Source organism: Nonomuraea gerenzanensis, from assembly GCF_020215645.1.
Classification (GTDB): domain Bacteria; phylum Actinomycetota; class Actinomycetes; order Streptosporangiales; family Streptosporangiaceae; genus Nonomuraea; species Nonomuraea gerenzanensis.
Genome location: NZ_CP084058.1, coordinates 1,167,206 through 1,181,798 on the forward strand (window position 1 = coordinate 1,167,206; position 14,593 = coordinate 1,181,798).

Annotated in this window: 14 protein-coding genes and 1 pseudogene; 5 read left to right on the forward strand and 10 right to left on the reverse strand. The window is 71.9% G+C overall.

Annotated elements, in window-relative coordinates; genetic code table 11:
* Window positions 1-76: 76 nt before the first annotated feature.
* The gene (locus LCN96_RS05970; protein WP_225271567.1) at window positions 77-520 is read left to right on the forward strand and encodes a MarR family winged helix-turn-helix transcriptional regulator; all 444 of its coding nucleotides are present in this window, start codon (window positions 77-79) and stop codon (window positions 518-520) included.
* A gap of 87 nt (window positions 521-607) precedes the next feature.
* Here LCN96_RS05970 and LCN96_RS05975 read toward each other — a convergent pair whose 3' ends face one another.
* The 4 genes and pseudogenes from LCN96_RS05975 to LCN96_RS57345 form a co-directional block, all read right to left on the reverse strand.
* Window positions 608-763: a hypothetical protein gene (locus LCN96_RS05975; protein ID WP_225271568.1), complete on the reverse strand. Its 156-nt coding sequence runs from the start codon at window positions 761-763 to the stop codon at window positions 608-610.
* 247 nt (window positions 764-1,010) lie between these two features.
* Entirely contained in the window at window positions 1,011-1,547 is a 537-nt protein-coding gene (locus LCN96_RS05980) for a hypothetical protein (RefSeq protein ID WP_225271569.1), read from the reverse strand.
* 129 nt (window positions 1,548-1,676) lie between these two features.
* A complete protein-coding gene (locus tag LCN96_RS05985; protein ID WP_263657441.1) occupies window positions 1,677-2,885 on the reverse strand; it encodes an MFS transporter in 1,209 nt (402 codons plus the stop codon).
* A 55-nt stretch (window positions 2,886-2,940) separates the two neighbouring features.
* Window positions 2,941-3,108, reverse strand: a pseudogene (locus LCN96_RS57345) (MFS transporter); the annotation flags it as partial.
* An 88-nt stretch (window positions 3,109-3,196) separates the two neighbouring features.
* On the opposite strand from LCN96_RS57345, the gene LCN96_RS05990 reads away from it, so the two are divergent.
* Window positions 3,197-3,766 (forward strand): TetR/AcrR family transcriptional regulator, encoded by a 570-nt coding sequence (locus LCN96_RS05990; RefSeq protein ID WP_225271570.1) that lies wholly within the window; start codon window positions 3,197-3,199, stop codon window positions 3,764-3,766.
* A gap of 157 nt (window positions 3,767-3,923) precedes the next feature.
* Here the strand turns inward: LCN96_RS05990 and LCN96_RS05995 are convergent, their stop codons facing one another.
* The 4 genes from LCN96_RS05995 to LCN96_RS06010 all read right to left on the reverse strand — a co-directional run bounded on the left by LCN96_RS05995 (window position 3,924) and on the right by LCN96_RS06010 (window position 9,000).
* The gene (locus tag LCN96_RS05995; protein WP_225271571.1) at window positions 3,924-4,715 is read right to left on the reverse strand and encodes an ArsR/SmtB family transcription factor; all 792 of its coding nucleotides are present in this window, start codon (window positions 4,713-4,715) and stop codon (window positions 3,924-3,926) included.
* A 252-nt stretch (window positions 4,716-4,967) separates the two neighbouring features.
* Window positions 4,968-6,344: a hypothetical protein gene (locus tag LCN96_RS06000; RefSeq protein WP_225271572.1), complete on the reverse strand. Its 1,377-nt coding sequence runs from the start codon at window positions 6,342-6,344 to the stop codon at window positions 4,968-4,970.
* A 169-nt stretch (window positions 6,345-6,513) separates the two neighbouring features.
* On the reverse strand, window positions 6,514-8,259 hold the full coding sequence (locus LCN96_RS06005; protein ID WP_225271573.1) for an acetyl/propionyl/methylcrotonyl-CoA carboxylase subunit alpha: 1,746 nt from the start codon (window positions 8,257-8,259) through the stop codon (window positions 6,514-6,516).
* A gap of 21 nt (window positions 8,260-8,280) precedes the next feature.
* Entirely contained in the window at window positions 8,281-9,000 is a 720-nt protein-coding gene (locus tag LCN96_RS06010) for an SDR family NAD(P)-dependent oxidoreductase (protein ID WP_225271574.1), read from the reverse strand.
* Window positions 9,001-9,120: 120 nt separating this feature from the next.
* On the opposite strand from LCN96_RS06010, the gene LCN96_RS06015 reads away from it, so the two are divergent.
* The 3 genes from LCN96_RS06015 to LCN96_RS06025 all read left to right on the forward strand — a co-directional run bounded on the left by LCN96_RS06015 (window position 9,121) and on the right by LCN96_RS06025 (window position 13,168).
* On the forward strand, window positions 9,121-9,393 hold the full coding sequence (locus tag LCN96_RS06015) for a WXG100 family type VII secretion target (protein WP_225271575.1): 273 nt from the start codon (window positions 9,121-9,123) through the stop codon (window positions 9,391-9,393).
* Window positions 9,394-9,512: 119 nt separating this feature from the next.
* The gene (locus LCN96_RS06020) at window positions 9,513-10,655 is read left to right on the forward strand and encodes a S8 family serine peptidase (protein WP_225271576.1); all 1,143 of its coding nucleotides are present in this window, start codon (window positions 9,513-9,515) and stop codon (window positions 10,653-10,655) included.
* 119 nt (window positions 10,656-10,774) lie between these two features.
* Window positions 10,775-13,168 carry a serine/threonine protein kinase gene (locus LCN96_RS06025; RefSeq protein ID WP_225271577.1) on the forward strand — a complete coding sequence of 798 codons (2,394 nt, stop codon included), beginning with the start codon at window positions 10,775-10,777 and terminating at the stop codon, window positions 13,166-13,168.
* A 54-nt stretch (window positions 13,169-13,222) separates the two neighbouring features.
* On the opposite strand, the gene LCN96_RS06030 is transcribed toward LCN96_RS06025, so the two are convergent.
* Complete coding sequence (locus LCN96_RS06030) at window positions 13,223-14,305, reverse strand: WXG100 family type VII secretion target (protein WP_225271578.1); 1,083 nt, start codon at window positions 14,303-14,305, stop codon at window positions 13,223-13,225.
* On the reverse strand, window positions 14,302-14,586 hold the full coding sequence (locus LCN96_RS06035) for a hypothetical protein (protein WP_225271579.1): 285 nt from the start codon (window positions 14,584-14,586) through the stop codon (window positions 14,302-14,304). The genes LCN96_RS06030 and LCN96_RS06035 overlap by 4 nt, the downstream gene beginning before the upstream one ends.
* Between the last annotated feature and the right edge of the window lie 7 nt (window positions 14,587-14,593).

The window sequence follows — 14,593 nt, forward strand, 5'->3', positions numbered from 1 at the left end:
CACTCCCCCGTGATTGATATGCATACGCTTATGATTAGCGTGTGTATATTATTTGTCAAAGGGTATCTTCGGAGGCATGGCGGACCGCCCTGACCTCGCCGCGACGCTGAACACCCTGCTCCGGTCCCTCGTCGCCGCCGAGCTGCCGGTGCTGGAGAAGCACGGGATCACGATGTGGGGCTACATCGCGCTAGGCGCGCTCTGCGACAAGCCGGTACGCACCCAGGCCGCGCTCGCCGAGGCCATCGGCGCCGACAAGACCCGCATCATCAGCACCCTCGACCGGCTCCAGGAGGCCGGCCTCATCACCCGCGAGCCCGACCCCGCCGACCGCCGCGCCCGCCTGCTCTCCGCCACCGCCGCGGGCCACGCCCGCTACCAGGCTGTCCAAGGGGAGATCCAGGCGAACGAGGACCGGCTGCTCGCCACGTTGCCCGAGGCGGATCGGCGTGGGTTCCTGCGGGGGGTGCAGGCGCTGGCGGCGCTGTCCCGCGAAGAGATCGTCGGGGATCCGGGCTGATGGTTCGAAACTCGTGGCGCTGCTCCAGCGTCCGGGCGCGAAGGGGCGGACATCGGGCTGCCCGTCCAAGCGGCGATCTCGCCGCCTTCAGGCCTGGCGCCGGCGTCGATGGTAGGCGTGGGCCAGGGCGAGCACCGTCGGGCCCCACAGCGCCATCGGGGTGACGCGCACCATGGCGCCCCACTCGACCTGCACGGTGAGGGCTGGACGCGCCACCGACTCCGGCACAGCGCCCTCATCCACCTGGCGGCCGTGCCCCCGAGCCGGGGGCCACATCGCGTCACCAGCACCTGTCCGGCCTCGGCCGCCACATCCGGCCCGGCGAGGAGATCTCTGCCCGCGCCACCCCCGAGCACGACCCGGCCGCCCGTCGCCGGGCCATACGCCCTGAGCGGGACTGACGGCTCCCGCACGTACTTCGTGGCAGACTCGTCAACGTCAGACCCAGTACGACGCCCGGGGCGACCAGCCGGGACCTGCGGGGCAGGCGCTATCCGCCTCTGGTCACGTCGGCGCGGGGCAGCGACTCCCTCAGCGCTTCCTCCGTGCCGACGACGGCGTTGAGCCCCCCGTTGACGACCTGTGCGACCGCGTCACCGGAGACGAAGGGCTCAGCCGTCTCTCCCTCGACTCTGACCAGCATCCTGGTGGAGGTGCAGAAGAGGCTGACCTTGTCCTCGTGGGAACTCCCGACGGCCGGCTCCAGCGGTCCGGAGAAGCCCTCCTCCCGTTCCAGGCGCCCCTCCGAGTCGACCATGTCGACGTGCGTGCTCCAGTCAGAGCCGGCCAGCCCGCACAGGCCTGAGGAGCTGATCCACGCGATCATGTCGTAGGAGCCGACCTTGATCTGCGCCAGTGCCCGATCCGCCTCGTCGGGTAGCTTCCCGTGGCTGGTCAGCCCGCGCACCGCGGCCAGCGGCCACTGGGCCGGGTCCTTCAGCGGCGCGTCGGCGGGAGAGGCGGAGCACGCTCCGGCAACCGGTAACACGAGGAACGCGACCACGGCGTGCGCGAGACGGCTGATCACCGTGATCCATCCGGACAACCTACTCCGCGGCAGCGCGCATCCGCCGGTGTTGGCGCTCAGACCGGCGGCTCGCTCCCCGCAGCGGGTGTTCTACGGCGCCGAAGGACTGCGGACGACCCGCCAAGCGGCTCAAGACGTGGGCCTGGTAGGAGTTGTCAGCGGCCGCTCACTGTCTGCGTGGCCTCCTGACCGTTCGGCCCGGGCGCCACCCGGCGTTCGGGTCGCGGTCAGCCACAGGCCGGTGAACACGGCGCAGGCCAGCGTCACGGCACCCGCCGCGAAGAACGCGCTGGTGAGCCCGGACTCGAAGGAGGCGCCGCCGGACTCCCGCGTGTGGACGATCGCCCCGAGCACCGCCACGCCGAGCACCGCACCGATCTGCCGGGTGGTGCTGCTGACACCTGAGGCGAGGCCGCCCTCCTGCGGGCTGACCGCCTGGATGGCGGCCCCGGTCAGGGGCGACATGGTGAGCGCGAACCCGACGCCGGCGACCGCCAGCCGCCACCACACGTTCCCGTAGCCGGTGTCGGCGTGGACGAGGCCCAGGGCCAGCAGTCCCAGCCCGGCCAGCGCCAGGCCGGTGCTGACGACGACGCGGAAGCCGTACCTGGCCGCGAGCCGGCCCGCGTACGGGCTGACGATCACCATGGCCAGCGAGACGGGCAGCGTCCGCAGCCCGGCGGCCAGGATCGAGGTGCCCTGGACGTGGACGAAGAACTGGGAGAAGAAGAACGAGGACCCCATCAGCGCGAACCCGACCACGACCATCGCCGTGTTGGACACCGTGAACAGCCGCTGACGGAACAGCCGCAGCGGCAGCATCGGCGTCGGCACGCGACCCTCGACCACCACGAACGCGGCCAGGAGCACCAGCCCGGCGGCGAAGCTGCCCAGGATCACCGGCGAGGTCCAGCCCCGGGAGCCGCCTTCGATCAGGCCGTAGGTCACCGCGCCCACGCCCGCGGCGGACAGGACCGTGCCGGGGACGTCGATCGGCGGCGCGCCCGGGTTGCGGGACTCTCCCAGCACGCGCAGCCCGGCCAGCAGCAGGACCGTCCCGATGGGCACGTTGACCAGGAAGATGGCGGGCCAGCCGAAGGACTCCACCAGGATCCCGCCCGCCAGCGGTCCGGCGGCCAGGCCGAGGCCGCTGAACCCGGCCCACAACCCGATCGCCCTGACGCGTTCCCTTGAAGCGGGATACGCGGCGGTGAGCAGCGCCAGTGAGGCGGGGCTCAGCGCAGCGGCCCCGACGCCCTGCAGCACCCGTCCGGCGATCAGCCAGCCGATCGAGGGCGCGAGGGCACACACCACCGACGCGGCGGTGAACACCACCACCCCCGGCCAGGAACACCCGCCTGCGGCCGAACCGGTCGGCGAAGACGCCGCCCGACAGCAGCAGCATGGCCACCAGCAGCACGTAGGCGTCGACGATCCACTGCAGGCCGGTCAGCCCGATATGGAGCCGCTGCTGCATGTCGGGCAGGGCGGCACCGACGATCGTGTTGTCGAGCAGCACCATGAACTGGCCCGCGCAGGTCAGGGCAAGCAACCCCTTCATGCATGTCCTTCCTAAAGCAGTTCGTGACTGCGTTAACGTAGACCCTCGAAGGCTCTAACGCAAGTCCCGGCTGCGTTAAGGTAGGGGCATGGATGAGCAGGAGCGGGCCAGGCGGCCCGGAGGGCGCAGCGCCCGGGTCCGCGCGGCGGTGCACCAGGCCGTCACCGAGCTGGTCAGGGAGCGCGGCTACGGGCACTTCACGGTCGGCGACATCGCGGCCCGCGCGGGCGTGGCCGACACCAGCCTCTACCGCCGGTGGGGCAACCTTCAGGCCCTGCTCGGCGAGGTGCTGCTGACCCGGCTCAACGCGCAGTCGCCGATGCCCGACACCGGCAGCCTGGCCGGTGACCTGCGGGCCCACGCCGCCAACGTGGCCCGCGAGGTGACCGGGCCCGACGGTCTGGCACTGGTGCGGCTGACCCTAGCGCTGTCAGGCGAGGGCCAGCAGGGCCTACAGGCGCGCGATGAACTCCTGGCCGACCGCACCAGGCAGTTGCAGGCCATGCTCGACCGCGCCCGTGACCGTGGCGAGGATCCGCCGGACGTACTGGAGGTGCTGGACCATCTCCTGGCGCCGATCTACATGCGTGTCCTGTTCGGCGCGGGCCCGCTCACCCCTGACTACCTCGACGGGCTGGTCGACCGGTTGCTCGCCTGATCCAGTCCGTCGCGCTGCGGAACGGCCGTTGCCTGTTGACCCCCCATCACTACTCGTAGCCGGGCGGCCGTCGCCCGACGTGGACGCTTCGTTTCCGCGCCTCGCCGGGACACTCCCGTCGGCACCTCGCGACGGCATCAAGCCCCGACCAGGCGGGTCACGCGTCGTCAGGCAGCGGCTCACCGGTCTCCAGCAGCGACTTCAGGCTCGATACCACGTTCGGCCAGCCATGGCTGACCATCTCGGCCAGGCTCGACCCAGGCTCGAAGCCGTCATGCACCACGGTGAGCTTCACCACCTGCGCGCCCTCCTCGATCGTGAACGTGACCTTCGAGCGGGCCTCGCCGGACAGCCGGGTGAGCATCTCCTCGTCCCAGCCGAAGCGCTTGGCCAGCTCCGGGGTGATGGCGTGCCAGGTGTAGGAGAGCCGGCTGTAGGGCTCGGCCTCCAGGACGACCTGCTCGGGGTCGCTGATCAGCACGCCGTGGTTGTCCCAGGTCATCGATGAGCCGGCGGACCAGTCGGTGATGAACTCCGTGGCCCAGTAGCGGCGGGTGAAGGCGGGCTCGGTCAGCGCCTGCCAGAGCTTCTGCGGGGTGGTGCGGATGTAGGTGGTGTAGACGAAGGTGGGCGCGTCCATCGGGGTCTCCTCCAGGGCGAGTTTCAGGTCCGCCAGGGCTTGGACCCTGGCGCGGTCGTAGCGGCTGATCCACCGGTGGGCGATCTCGTGCACGGGCGCGGCGTTGAGGTAGTGCAGCTTCTCCCGGCCCCGCCGCACGGTGGTGACGAGCCCGGCCTCCTCCAGCACCGCGAGGTGCTTGCTGACGGACTGCCTGGCCATGTCGAGGCCGGCGCACAGCTCGCGCAGGGTCTGCCCGTTGCGGGCGTTGAGCGAGTCGAGCAGTGCGCGTCGGCTGGGGTCGGCCAGTGCCTTGAAGACCTCGTCCATGTCCGCCTTTGTATCCGGTTTCGCTCGGAAATATGCAGCCGTTTGGCTGCCTTTAATTTAGGCAGCCGTTTGGCTGCATGTCAAGACGGGAGGCGGCGATGGGAGTGCGGCGCGTCTGCTGGACGGGGGCTGTGAACAGCGAAGAGCCTCAGATCCTGAATCGGATCTGAGGCTCTGAATCGCCGCTAGGGGAGCCGGTCAAGACTCGCGGGTCCGGGGGCCGGGAGGCCACCGGCTAGGGGCTGTGCGCCCTTACCAGTCGCCGCCGCCGAAGTCTCCACCGCCGAAGTCGCCGCCGCCGCCGAAGTCGCCCCAGCCGCCGCCGTCTCCGCCGCCGAAGTCGCCGCCCATGTCGCCGCCGCCGTCAGCGTAGCCCTCGGCGTAGCCGGCGCCGTAGCCGCCGTAGCCGAAGCCGCCGCTGAGCATGCTGCCCATCATGGTGCCGATGAACATGCCGGTCATGATGTCGCCGAAGCCGCCGTAGTAGCCGTACGCGTACGGCTGGTAGGCCGGGCCGGCGTCGTAGTAGGGCCTGCGCTGGCCGTCGACCATGACCTCGCGCATCTGCGGGTCGAAGCCGCGCTCCACGGCCTCCGCGTCCATCCGGCAGGCGGGCACGTCGCGGACGGCGCCGCCGGGCGGGGCCCAGCGCACGTCGCGGATGGACGGGCCGTGCTGCGGGTTGAAGAAGCAGGGGGCGCGGCGCTCGGGCACCGGCTCGTTGTTGACCTTGGACTTCACGACGGCCAGCGCGTAGCGGCCGTCCTCCAGGGTCTGGGTGACCTCGCGCACCTGGTCGGGCCGCTGGACCGCGTTGAGCTGGGTCTTGGCCTTCTCGTAGGAGTCGAGCGCCGTCTGCCACTCGTCGATGTGCTTGCCGCCCTGGCCGGCCAGGGAGACGTCGGTGTCGAGGGTGGTGATCTCCTCGCCGAGCTTGGTGACGTCCTCCTCGACGGTCTGCTTGACCGCGGCGAGGTCCTTGGCCTCCTGGATGGCGCGCTTCTTCTTCTTGTTGCTGGAGTAGAGGAAGTAGCCGCCACCGCCGACGAGGACCAGCGCGCCGAGGGCGATCAGGGCGGCGGTGCCGCCGGCGCCCGGGTTGGCCTGGCTGCCGGTGTCGAGGGCCGAGCGGTCACCCTTGACGGCCATGTCCACGCGGTTGGTGAAGTCCTTCATGCCGGCCACGATGTCGCCCGAGTTGGCGTTCACCGCGAGGCTGGCCAGCTCGCCGGCCACGCCCGACTGGCGGATGGCGCTGGAGCCGGCGAAGAGCGTGGTGCCGTCGATGACGGCGATCGTCGCCCGCGTGCGGCCCGCGGCGCTCAGCGCGGAGTTGAGCTGGCTCATGTAGGGCGCAATGCTGGAGTTATCCACCGTGCCGTCAGGCAGCGCAACGGCGTAGATCTTGCTGTCGGCACCCTTGAGCGCGTCATTGATCTCGCTCTGCTGGTCCGACGACAAAGAGGATCCGGACACCGCGTACAGCGGGGCATTCTTCCAGTTGGACACCACGGTGTTGGCGTCCGGCGGTGCCGCCGCGTGGGCGGCAGGGGACAGCGCAAGAACGACGATGAGACCGGCGATCAGAGCCGCGATCGCGGCCCCTGCTCGGCGCAGCGAGTGGGTCATGGCAGCAAGCCTCCTTCGCCCTTGAGGACGAATGGGCGGTCGGCAAAGTTCCTCACTGGGCACGCTACCCGTCTGGGGACATGCAGGCGCACATCGTGGCCGAAGTGCCGGGCACCGGTTGTGCGCGGGTCAGGGAGATTCCAGGTCAAGGAGCCGCCGGGGGCGCGGGTCAGGTGTTCTTGATCTCACAGATCGTGGCGCCCGCCGTGACCGTCTGGCCGATCGCCGCCGCCAGGCCCGTGACGGTGCCGGACTTGTGCGCCGCCAGCGGCTGCTCCATCTTCATGGCCTCCAGGACGACGACGGTGTCGCCCTCGTTCACCACGTCACCGTCGCCGGCCACGACCTTGACGATCGTCCCCTGCATGGGGCTGACCAGCGCGTCGCCGCCCGCCGACGACGCCTTCCCGGCCTTGCTCCCCGTACGCCGGGGCGCCTTGGAAGCGGCGGCGGGTGCGGAGGAGCCCAGCCCGGCCGGCAGGACGACCTCCAGGCGCTTGCCCCCGACCTCGACGGTCACCGTCTCCCGCCCGGGTGCGCCGGCCTCGGCCACCTCGCCCGCGTACGGCGCGACGGGGTTGTCCCACTCCGTCTCGATCCACCGCGTGTGGACGGAGAACGGCGCGGAGGTGAAGGCCGGATCGGTCACCACGGCCCGGTGGAAGGGCAGCACGGTCGGCATGCCGGTGATCTCGAACTCCGCCAGCGCCCGGCGCGCCCGCTCCAGCGCCTCCTGACGCGTACGACCGGTCACGATGAGCTTGGCCACCAGCGAGTCGAACGTCCCCGGCACCGTCATCCCCGCCTCGTAACCGGCGTCGAGGCGCACCCCCGGCCCGGAGGGCGCGCGCATGGTGGTCAGCGTGCCGGGCGCGGGCAGGAAGTCGCGGCCGGCGTCCTCGGCGTTGACGCGGAACTCGATGGAGTGGCCGCGCAGGGCGGGGTCGTCGTAGCCGAGCGGCTCGCCGTCGGCGATGCGGAACATCTCGCGCACCAGGTCGATGCCCGACACCTCCTCGGTGACGGGGTGCTCGACCTGCAGCCGGGTGTTGACCTCCAGGAAGGAGACGGTGCCGTCCTGGCCGACGAGGAACTCGCAGGTGCCCGCGCCGACGTAGCCGGCCTCGCGCAGGATGGCCTTGGACGACTCGCGCAGCACCGCCTCCTGCTCGGCGGTCAGGAACGGGGCGGGTGCCTCCTCGACCAGCTTCTGGTGGCGGCGCTGGAGCGAGCAGTCGCGGGTGGACACCACGACGACGCCGCCGTGGGCGTCGGCCAGGCACTGCGTCTCGACGTGCCGGGGCCGGTCGAGGTAGCGCTCGACGAAGCACTCGCCCCGGCCGAAGGCGGCCACCGCCTCGCGGACGGCCGACTCGTACAGCTCGGCGACCTCCTCGATGCGGCGGGCGACCTTGATGCCGCGCCCGCCGCCGCCGTACGCGGCCTTGATCGCGATCGGCAGCCCGTGCTCCTCGGCGAACGCCACCACCTCGGACGCGTCCGCCACCGGGTCCTTGGTGCCGGCGACCAGCGGCGCGCCGACCTTCTGGGCGATGTGGCGGGCCTGCACCTTGTCGCCGAGCGCGGCGATCGCGGACGGGGGCGGGCCGATCCAGGTCAGGCCCGCGTCGATGACGGCCTCGGCGAAGCCGGCGTTCTCGGCCAGGAAGCCGTAGCCGGGGTGCACGGCGTCGGCCCCGGAGCGGCGCGCCACGTCGAGCAGCTTGCCGAGGTCGAGGTAGGTCTCGGCGGGGGACTGGCCGCCCAGCGCGTACGCCTCGTCGGCGACCTTGACATGCAGGGCGTCGAGGTCCTGGTCGGCGTAGACCGCGACGCTGCCGATCCCGGAGTCCGCACAAGCCCGGGCCACACGTACGGCGATCTCGCCGCGGTTGGCGATCAGAACCTTCCGCACCTGCGTTGTCCTTCCTGTCGGTCAGCGGCCCAGGTACGCGCCGCCGTTCACGTGAAGCACCTGCCCCGTGAGGTGCCCGGCACCCGGGGAGGCCAAGAAGAGCACGGTATCGGCCACGTCGGCGGGGCTGCCAGGGCGGCCGTTGCGGGTGTTCTCCACTCGCGCCCTGATGCCCTCCTCGGTCAGCCGGCCCTTGAAGAACTCGGTGTCGAGGACGAGGCCGGGGGAGACGACGTTCGCGGTGATGCCGCGGGGGCCCAGCTCGGCGGCCAGGTCGGCGGTCCACGACTCCAGGGCGGCCTTGGCGGCGCCGTACGAGCCGGAGCCGGTGCCCCTGGCGGCGATCGAGCCGATCGAGACGATCCGGCCGCCCTCGCCCATGCGGGGCGCGAGCGCGGTGGTGACGAGCACGGCGGACATGAGGTTGGCGTTGAGGTTGGCCCACCACGCCTGGGCCACCTCGGCCGGCTCGCGCGGCTGCCCGCGGTCGAGGTTGGTGTTGCCGCCGGCGTTGTTGACCAGCACGTCCACGCGCTCGGGCAGGTCGTCGAGCGCGTCGCGCACCTCGGCGGGGTCGGCGGCGTCGAAGGCCAGGTGTCGTGCCCCGATGCCGGCGGCCGCCTTGGCCAGCACGTGCTCGCGGCGGCCGGTGATGGTCACCTGGTCGCCGAGCGAGGCGAACGCCGCGGCGACCGCGTAGCCGATGCCCGTGCCGCCACCGGTGACCACGACCTCGCGCATGAGCCCCCCACGCGATCCGAACATTCCTCGGGTAGACCATAGCCGCTCGGCATAACGGCGGCGATGTCCCAGCGTGCTTCCTTAAGGTGATGGCGCTTTCACAGGTTCCAGGAGGTATGCATGAGCCAGAGCATGTTCGGCGGCGACCTTGCGGAGATGCAGCAGATGTCGGTGCAGTTCACGCAGCAGTCGGAGGCGGTCCGCTCGACGATGACCGCTCTCGACCGCGAGGCCGCGAAGGTCGGCACGGCGTGGACGGGGCCGGGGGCGCAGCGTTTCCAGCAGTCGTGGCAGAACTACCGTACGGCGTTCCAGCGCATGGTCGAGGAGCTGGCAGAGGCGTCGCGGGTCATCGGGACCTACCGGCAGAACATCGAGTCCGCCACGAAATGAGCAACGGAGGAGGCCCTGGCGAACAGCCTGCTGGGGCTTCTTCCCGTTGAGGGCGCTGCCGGCGCCGCGTCGAGGGGTTCTGCCCGCGATCCCAGGTGGGCGGGATACCCTCTTTCGTCATGATTGGTCGCGTTCTTCTGGCCGGCGCGTTCGCCCTGCAGTTCGCCACCGTACCCGCGCACGCCGCACCCGAGCGGTGCGAGCCCGAGAAGGCCAGCCCGTCCGTGGCGGAGAGCTGGGCCCAGCGGCGGCTGGACGTCAAGCGCGTCTGGCCCCTGACGATGGGCCAGGGCGTGACGGTCGCCGTCATCGACAGCGGCGTGGACGAGACGCATCCCCAGATCCGCCTGGCGGGCAAGGCCGACCTGACCAACACCAGCTTCCGCGACTGCGTCGGCCACGGCACCGCGGTGGCCGGCATCATCGCCGGCCAGCCCCGCTCCGACCTCCCCTTCTACGGCGTCGCCCCGGCCGTCAGGCTGCTGTCGATCAAGCAGACGACCGACTCGCTGGGCGACGTCTCGCTGCTGGCCAAGGCCATCAGGACGGCCGCGGACGAGAACGCCGACGTGATCAACGTCTCCATCCAGGCGCACGACCAGCCGGAGCTGAAGTCCGCCGTCGAGTACGCCCTGGGCAGGGACATCGTGATCGTGGCCGCGGCCGGCAACGTGGAGAAGGACGACGGCTCCACCGGCCCGGCCTACCCGGCGGCCTACGACGGCGTGCTGTCGGTGGGCTCGGCGACGCCGAACGGCGGGCGCTCGACGTTCTCCAACCCGAACGCCGTCGCGGTGCTCGGCCCCGGCGAGGGCCTCAGCTCCACGTGGACGGGCAAGGGCTACCGCGGCAACCTGGAGGGCACCAGCTACGCGGCGCCGTACGTGGCGGGGGTGGCAGCGCTCGTCCGCTCCCGCCACCCCCAGCTCGACCAGCTCCGCGTACGCCGGCGCATCACGCTCACCGCGGACGGCGCCTCCGGCAAGGGCACGGGCGCCGGCATGGTGAACCCGCTGCTGGCGGTCACCACGGTGCTGCCGTCGGAGCAGGTCGCGGTGGCCCCGCCGGTGCCGGATCCGCTGCCCGCCTCGGTGGTGGACAAGGTCGTGCCGCCCGACCAGCGCTCCATCGAAGTGGCCACCGCTGTCGCGGCGGGCGGGCTGTCGCTGGCCGGGGTGGCGATCGTGACGTGGATCTTCGTGCCGATGGGACGGCGGCGCGGCTGGCGGGCGGGATCTTCGGGGGGCTCCGGCGCCGATTGACGGTGAACAGTCAGAGCGCCTAACCGAAACCCCTGATGCGTATGGGGCGTATTTGGTTAAATGTCCTCCGATCATGACGTAATGCCGGAAGGACGCTCATGGCGGAGAAGGACTCCCCGATGCCTGAACGAATCGGCGGTCACGAGATCGTCGGGAGCCTCGGCAAGGGCCCGCGCGGTGTCGTCCACCTGGGCCGGGAATCCGACGACGCGCCGCAGGTGGTCGTCAAGACGCTGAGCGTCGACCCGGCGGCCGACCCGGGCTTCGCCGAGCGGCTGCGCGACGTCACCCGGGTGTCCAGCTCCTACGTGGCCCGCACGATCGCGGCCGGCGTCGAGGACGGCCGGCCGTACGTGATCAGGGAGCACGTCGAGGGACGCTCCCTGGCCGAGGCCGTCGCGGCGGACGGGCCGCTGAGCGGCGTCGCGCTGGACCGGGTGGCCGTGGGCATGCTGACGGCGCTGACCGCCGTGCACGTGGCCGGGTTCGCGCACCGGGGGCTCACGCCGTCCAATGTGATCCTCACCGCCGACGGCCCGCGCATCACGGACGTGGAGCTGGGCGAGCCCGCCGGCGAGCTGGGCTATCGGGCGCCCGAGCAGCTCAGCGGGCTGCAGTACGGGCCCTACGCCGACGTCTTCTCCTGGGCGGCGACCGTGGTGTTCGCCGCCACCGGCGCCGCGCCGTTCGAGCACGACAAGGACAGCGTGCTCAGCGGGGAGCCGCGCATCGGGGAGCTGCCCGAGCCGCTGCGCCAGGTGGTGGTGGCCGCGCTGGCCAAGGAGGTGACGGGGCGGCCCACGGCGTACGTGGCGCTGCTGCGGCTCCTCGGCGACGCGAACGCGCCCATGCCTGGGGCGGCCGTGCGGGGTGTTCCCGTGCCGCCGCCGGGGGCCGGTGATCCGGCGCCGACGCTGCTCGACGGCGTTCCCCTGCCGCCGCCGCCCGCGCAGCCGGGCCCCGGCGGGCAGGCGCCGCTGATCCTGCCGATCCAGCTCGCCATCGAGGGCGCGCAGGTGCCGCAGCTACCGGACGCCCCGATCCCGCCGCCGCCGCAGGGCCCGATGGCCGGCTTCGGCCCGATGCCGCAGAACCCGATGCCGCAGAACCCGATGCCGCAGAACCCGATGCCGCAGAACCCGATGCCGCAGAACCCGATGCCGCAGAACCCGATGCCGCAGAACCCGATGCCGCAGAACCCGATGGCGCCGGGTCCGATGGGACAGGGCCCGATGGCGCCGGGTCCGATGGGTGACGGGCCGGTGCCTCCCGGGCCCGTGTGGGGCCCGCCGCCGATGGGCGAGGGCCCGGCACCGCACGGCATGCCGCCGGCCCCCATGGGCCCCGGCCCGATGGGCCCGGACGGCATGGAGCCCGCCCCGATGGGCCAGGACGGCGTGCCGCCGCAGGCCGGCGTCGTGGTGCCGCCCCAGCAGGGCGCCATCGTGCCGCCCCAGCAGGGCCCCGGCCACCACGAGCCCCCGATGTGGGGCCCGCCGCCCGTCGTGAACCATCAACACCAGCAGCACCCGCCGCACCTCCTCCACCGCCAGGGCGACGGCCAGCCCCGCAAGCCGTTCCCCATCGGCCTCGTGGCCGGGGTGACGGCCGTGGTGCTGCTGTCGGGCCTCGGTCTGTGGGGCGCGAGCCAGTACTCGGACAAGGTCACGTTCGCCCCGGCCGCCGCCGCCTCCAGCAGCCCGAGCCCGGACAACGCCGCCGCCCACGCCCAGGGGACGGCCCCCGCCACGCAGCCGCAGACCGAGGTGACCGCGCCCTGGGCGACGACCACGCCGAGCCCGGACGACAGCGGCGTCGGCCCCATGGTGCTGCCCACCGAGGGCCCCACCGGCGGGGCGGAGGTCCCGGTGCTCACGACGGTGCCGACCCCGCCGGCGGTCACGCAGCAGCCGGTGCCGGTCCCGGTCCCCACCGTCACCGTGCAGGCCACCAAGTCCAGGACGCCCAAGTCGACGCCCACGGCCAAGCCGTCGAAGACCGCCAAGGCCAAGCCGACGGCCACGGTCACCAAGACGGTCGAGCCCACCAAGAAGGCCACGCCGACCCCCACCAAGACGACCAAGGAGCCGGAGCCGGAGCCGACCCCGACCAGGACGACGCAGAAGCCGACCCCCACCAAGACCACCCAGAAGCCGCAGCCCACCAAGACCACCTCGCCGCCGAAGCCGAACCCGTACACGGCGACGCAGGTGTGCGGCAGCGGGTTCAGCGTGCAGCGGTCGAGCTCGTTCAGCGGTGGCACCACGTACCAGCTCTGGAACAACAGCACGGGCCAGAACTGCGTGGTCACCCTCAAGTCGGGCGCGAACGTCGGCAAGTCCACGCCGGTCAGCGCCACGCTGGAGGTGCAGGGCGGCGGTAGCCAGACGGACTCGGGCAGCTACGAGTACTACGCGGGCCCGGTCAAGCTGCCCGCCAAGGGCAAGTGCGTGCGTTACTCCGGCAGCGCCGGATCGGGCAGCACGAGCGCCCCGTGGGGCAACTGCGGCTGACCCGGCGTCCCGCGCCGTGACACCACGGCGCGGGACGGCCTGATGAAACGGGACTCAGTAGCCGCTGTAGCCCGCGCCCGTCTTCATGCCCACGACCCCGGGCACGGCGGACACGCTGCCGTAGCGTTCGATGGCGTACCGCACGCCCGCGACGATGTTGGACACCGGATCGTAGATGCTGCCGCCGAGCGAGTAGGCGTTGAACGTGGGGTCGATGGTCTGCATCAGCCCCTTGGACGGATGCCCGGCGGCGGCGTTGGAGTCCCAGAGGTTGATCGCGTTCGGGTTGCCGCCGGACTCGTGCTGGATGATCATGTAGATGTCGCTGGGGTTCATCTTCTCGACCGGGTAGCCGTGCTCCTGAAGGATGCCGATGGCCTTGTCGATCCACTCCTTGACCCGCCCCTCCGGCACGGGGCCGCCGCCGGCCGGCGGCAGGCCGCTGGCGCCGTAGCCGCCGGGGCCGCCGCCGACGATGGGGCTGCCGCCGGAGCCGCCCGACGCGGCGGTCTGCGCGGTGTAGCTCTGCGAGCGCTGCCAGTCGAAGCGGTGCCCGGGCCCCGGCGTGAACTTCTGCTCCCCGGCCGCCTTGATCTGCGCGAACTTGGTCTTGCGCTCGCTCATCAGGGTGCCGAGGGAGTTCGCCGCGTCGTTGACCGCGTCGATGGCGTCCTGCACCGCCGGGCGCGCGTTGGCGATCTCGTCGTTGACCATGCGGCCGATCTCGCGGTCCAGGTCCTCCTGCTCGGCGTCCGGGTTGTTCTGCTTGTACGTGCTCACCCGCGTCAGCAGCCGGTCGCAGATGCCGTCCACCAGCCCCTGGGACGTCTCCAGGGCGTCGGCCGCCTTGTCCAGTGCCTTGGCGCAGGCGGTCAGCGCGTCGTGCAGATCCTGCCCCGCCTTGCCGTAGCCGGACATGTAGGTCACGAAGGCGTCGGCGGACTCGCCCTCCCACGCCAGGTCCACGGTCGAGACGGCGCTGCCCAGCGTGCCCGTGCTGGTGCTCACGCTGCTCGCGGCGCCACGCCAGCGGGCGGCGATGCCGCGGATGGCGGCCGGGCTGCCGGTGACGCTGTCGGCCAGGTCGGCCAGCGCGTTGCCGTTGGGCAGGGCGCGGATGCCTTCAGGGGCGCTCATGCGGGGTCGTTCGCCCTCCGTACGTTGTCCTGAACCAGGTCGAGTGCCCGCTCGACGCTCCCCAGCAGGCTCTTGGCCTTGCCGAACTCGCTGTCGCAGGTGGTCTCCACCGCGCGTACGGCGTCGGCCAGCCCGGAGGAGCCGCCCAGCCGTCCGAAGATCGTCGAGTCGGGGCGCTCGGCCGGGTAGCCGTCGGCGAGGTCGCCGAACTGGCCCATCAGCGTCCTGGCCGAGGTGCGGCAGTCGTCGAGCGCGTCGAAGTGGATGTCCAGACCGGCCATGATCTCG

Coding starts and splice junctions, on each gene's coding strand:
- LCN96_RS05970 (WP_225271567.1), top strand. CDS start 77: ATGGCGGACCGCCCTGACCTCGCCGCGACGCTGAACACCCTGCTCCGG.
- LCN96_RS05990 (WP_225271570.1), top strand. CDS start 3,197: ATGGATGAGCAGGAGCGGGCCAGGCGGCCCGGAGGGCGCAGCGCCCGG.
- LCN96_RS05995 (WP_225271571.1), bottom strand. CDS start 4,715: ATGGACGAGGTCTTCAAGGCACTGGCCGACCCCAGCCGACGCGCACTG.
- LCN96_RS06000 (WP_225271572.1), bottom strand. CDS start 6,344: ATGACCCACTCGCTGCGCCGAGCAGGGGCCGCGATCGCGGCTCTGATC.
- LCN96_RS06010 (WP_225271574.1), bottom strand. CDS start 9,000: ATGCGCGAGGTCGTGGTCACCGGTGGCGGCACGGGCATCGGCTACGCG.
- LCN96_RS06015 (WP_225271575.1), top strand. CDS start 9,121: ATGAGCCAGAGCATGTTCGGCGGCGACCTTGCGGAGATGCAGCAGATG.
- LCN96_RS06020 (WP_225271576.1), top strand. CDS start 9,513: ATGATTGGTCGCGTTCTTCTGGCCGGCGCGTTCGCCCTGCAGTTCGCC.
- LCN96_RS06025 (WP_225271577.1), top strand. CDS start 10,775: ATGCCTGAACGAATCGGCGGTCACGAGATCGTCGGGAGCCTCGGCAAG.
- LCN96_RS06030 (WP_225271578.1), bottom strand. CDS start 14,305: ATGAGCGCCCCTGAAGGCATCCGCGCCCTGCCCAACGGCAACGCGCTG.
- LCN96_RS06035 (WP_225271579.1), bottom strand. CDS start 14,586: ATGGCCGGTCTGGACATCCACTTCGACGCGCTCGACGACTGCCGCACC.